Genomic DNA, 3,157 nt, shown 5'->3' with positions numbered 1-3,157 from the left:
TTGCCCGTGGGAGTAGTCAGAATAGGACCATTAGGAGGATGTAAAAATGACTAAAGTAGTAAAAACAGACAAAGCACCAGGTGCTATTGGACCATATAGCCAGGGAATTGACATTGGTAATATGATCTTCTTCTCAGGACAGATTCCACTAGATCCTGAAACAGGTGTGATGCCAGAAGGTATCGAAGCACAGACTAGACGTGCATTAGACAATGTGAAAGGGTTACTTGAAAGCCAGGGATTAACATTCAAGAACGTTGTAAAAACAACTGTATTCTTAGATAATATCGATGATTTCACAACTATGAATGGTATCTATGCTGAATATTTTGAAGAACCTTATCCAGCAAGAAGTGCTGTAGAAGTAGCTAAATTACCAAAGGGTGCTTTAGTAGAAGTAGAAGTTATTGCAGTAAAATAGACTTTCTCAATTGAGAAAGTCTTTTTTTTGACCCCAAAACCTTGAAAATAATGAGAATTGTGCCATAATCAAAAAGACAACAAAAAAGGAGATTAATATGTTACTCTATTTAAAAACTATTTTGTTTGGTATTGTGGAAGGAATCACTGAATGGTTACCTATCAGCAGTACTGGACATATGATCTTATTAAATGAATTTGTGAAATTAGATGTTTCTAAAGATTTCTATTCTATGTTCCAGGTTGTAATTCAGTTAGGGGCTATTCTTGCAGTAGTCGTTATCTATTGGAATCAGATCTGGCCATTTAAGAAGAATACAAATCCTATGGTAAAAGGTTTCTTTAAATATGTGGATAGAGATATTTTTGACTTATGGCTTAAGATTATCTTTGCATGTATCCCAGCTGCTGTTGTAGGTCTATTATTTGATGATGTATTTGAAGCATTATTCTATAATCCACCTTGTGTAGCACTTGCACTTATTGTCTTTGGTATCGGCTTTATCGTTATTGAAAATAGAAATGCAAAGCTTAGACCTAAAATTAACTCTTTAAGAGCAATCAATGGCAAGACAGCTTTCTTAATTGGTATGTTCCAGTTAATTGCAGCTATTTTCCCAGGTACATCTCGTTCAGGTGCGACAATCCTTGGTGGCTTAATGTTAGGTGTAAGCCGTACAGTCGCTGCAGAATTCACGTTCTTTTTAGCAATCCCAGTTATGTTTGGGGCAAGCTTATTAAAACTAGTTAAGTTTGGTCTCGCATTTACAGCTTCACAGCTTGCAGTATTAGGACTTGGTATGCTTGTTGCCTTTGTATCTTCAATTTTAATCATCAAGTTCTTAATGAGCTATATCAAGAAGCATGACTTCAAGGTGTTTGGGTGGTACCGTATTGTATTAGGACTATTAGTACTTGCATATTTCTTTATCATCAAGTAAAAAAACAATGGCGCGAGCCATTGTTTTCTTTTTATCTTTTCTTGATTGTAATACCAATCTTTCTTTCAACCTTTGCAAGTTTCTTTCTTGCGATTCTTCTTGCTTTTTCTGCTCCTGCTTCAAGAACATTATCAAGATAATCACCGTCTAAGATTTCATTATAACGATCCTGGATTCTTTGAAGTTCATCTCCTACAACCTCTGCAAGATCTTTCTTGAATTCGCCATATCCCTTACCTTCATACATTGTTTCAAGTTCTTCAATAGTTTTACCTGAAATAATAGAATAGATTTCAAGTAGATTGGAAATACCAGGTTTATTTTCTGGGTCAAACTTAATATGTGAATCACTATCAGTCACTGCAGATAAGATTTTCTTCTTAGATACATTAACTGGATCTAATACATAAATACATCCCTTACCATTAGGTGAAGATTTACTCATCTTCTTAGTAGGATCCTGTAAATCCATAATACGTCCACCTACTTTAGGAATAATAGGTTCAGGAAGTTTGAATGTATCACTATAACGGCTATTAAAACGTTCAGCAATGTTTCTTGCAAGTTCTACATGCTGTTTCTGGTCTTCTCCTACAGGTACATAATCTGGATCATACATAAGAATATCTGCATTCATTAATGAAGGGTAGTTGAAGATACCAGCACCAATATGTCCGCCTTTTTCTTCTGCTTCAATCTTCTTTGATTTATATTGAGTCATACGTGATAATTCACCCATAGAAACCATACAGCCTAGATACCATCCAAGCTGAGCATGTTCTAAGACATCACTTTGTAAAAATAAAGTAACCTGTTCAGGATCTAATCCTGCCGCAATATATAATGCGATGAGGTCTTTCGTATTCTTTCTTAAATCCTTTGGTTCCTGATAAATAGTCATTGAATGAAGATTTGCGACAAAGATGATCATCTCATATTCATTCTGGAACTGTACAAAGGGCTTAATTGCGCCAATGTAGTTACCTAAAGTAACACGGCCTGTAGGTTTAATACCACTTAACATTCTTTTCATCATTACATCCTCCTAAATAAAAAAGGCACGCCCAAAGGACGTGCCACCAATGTGTAATTGTGCTGGTAACGACAGCAGACGTTTCTAACTCATGCTAGAAAAGCTCCCAGAACCCAATTCATTTCCTATATATGACTCATTTCCACCACCCATGAGCTCTCTATCCATAGTATAAAAAACTACTTATTTCTGTTCATTGCTTCTCTCATTATAATACAAAATTATGTGAATGCAACTATTAAACATATACAATGAATGAAAATGATGTATAATAAACACAAGAAAGAGGTGAAATCATGATTAGAATCTACACTGCACCAAGTTGTGCATCATGCAGAAAAGTCAAAGCATGGCTAAAAGAACATGATATTCCTTATGTAGAAAAGAATATCTTTTCTACAATACTAAGAGAAGATGAACTACGTGAGTTATTAGAACGAAGTGAGAATGGTACAGATGATATCATTTCTAAACGTTCTAAGATCATCAAAGAGAATAAAGTAGACATTGAAGATATGTCTATCAATGAATTGATTCATTTCATTCAGAAGAATCCATCTATCTTAAAACGTCCAATCATGATTGATGAAAGACGTTTCCAGGTAGGTTATAATGCTGAAGAAATTCGCGCATTTATTCCAAGAGAATTAAGAAAACTGGCAGAATGTCAGAAGTTCGACAATTGTCCACAATTCAGTGCGTCTACACTTGTAGAAGATTATCATCGCAGTAAAAAAGCAGGCTCATAAGCCTGCTTTTAATG

The 3,157-nt window shown here is 35.1% G+C and carries 5 protein-coding genes (1 of these 5 only partly in view); 3 read left to right on the top strand and 2 right to left on the bottom strand.

Annotated features, from left to right (window positions below):
* Positions 1-46: 46 nt before the first annotated feature.
* Together B2S90_RS00060 and B2S90_RS00055 are read left to right on the top strand one after the other, a co-directional pair.
* Entirely contained in the window at positions 47-421 is a 375-nt protein-coding gene (locus B2S90_RS00060; protein WP_006504947.1) for a RidA family protein, read from the top strand.
* Between the two features lie 97 nt (positions 422-518).
* Entirely contained in the window at positions 519-1,361 is an 843-nt protein-coding gene (locus B2S90_RS00055; RefSeq protein WP_187114877.1) for an undecaprenyl-diphosphate phosphatase, read from the top strand.
* Positions 1,362-1,392: 31 nt separating this feature from the next.
* On the opposite strand, the gene trpS is transcribed toward B2S90_RS00055, so the two are convergent.
* Positions 1,393-2,394, bottom strand: coding sequence for a tryptophan--tRNA ligase (gene trpS / locus B2S90_RS00050; RefSeq protein WP_278861648.1), 1,002 nt, complete (start codon positions 2,392-2,394; stop codon positions 1,393-1,395).
* Between the two features lie 296 nt (positions 2,395-2,690).
* Here trpS and spx point away from each other — a divergent pair, with 296 nt between their 5' ends.
* Positions 2,691-3,143 (top strand): transcriptional regulator Spx, encoded by a 453-nt coding sequence (spx, locus tag B2S90_RS00045; protein WP_055233674.1) that lies wholly within the window; start codon positions 2,691-2,693, stop codon positions 3,141-3,143.
* On the opposite strand, the gene B2S90_RS00040 is transcribed toward spx, so the two are convergent.
* A protein-coding gene (locus B2S90_RS00040; protein WP_286696351.1) for a CYTH domain-containing protein crosses the window boundary here: on the bottom strand, positions 3,138-3,157 show its end. Its footprint extends 553 nt past the window's final position; only the last 20 of its 573 coding nucleotides appear in the window; the start codon falls outside the window, past its right edge; the stop codon is at positions 3,138-3,140. The two genes, spx and B2S90_RS00040, sit on opposite strands and share 6 nt — an antisense overlap.

It is taken from the genome of Catenibacterium sp. UBA627 (assembly GCF_002299355.1).
GTDB lineage: Bacteria > Bacillota_I > Bacilli_A > Erysipelotrichales > Coprobacillaceae > Catenibacterium > Catenibacterium mitsuoka.
This window is presented reverse-complemented; position numbering and strand designations above follow the sequence as displayed.

Bases quoted from the DNA above. Each gene is read 5' to 3' on its own strand.
- B2S90_RS00060 (WP_006504947.1), top strand. From the start codon at position 47: ATGACTAAAGTAGTAAAAACAGACAAAGCACCAGGTGCTATTGGACCA.
- B2S90_RS00055 (WP_187114877.1), top strand. From the start codon at position 519: ATGTTACTCTATTTAAAAACTATTTTGTTTGGTATTGTGGAAGGAATC.
- trpS (WP_278861648.1), bottom strand. From the start codon at position 2,394: ATGAAAAGAATGTTAAGTGGTATTAAACCTACAGGCCGTGTTACTTTA.
- spx (WP_055233674.1), top strand. From the start codon at position 2,691: ATGATTAGAATCTACACTGCACCAAGTTGTGCATCATGCAGAAAAGTC.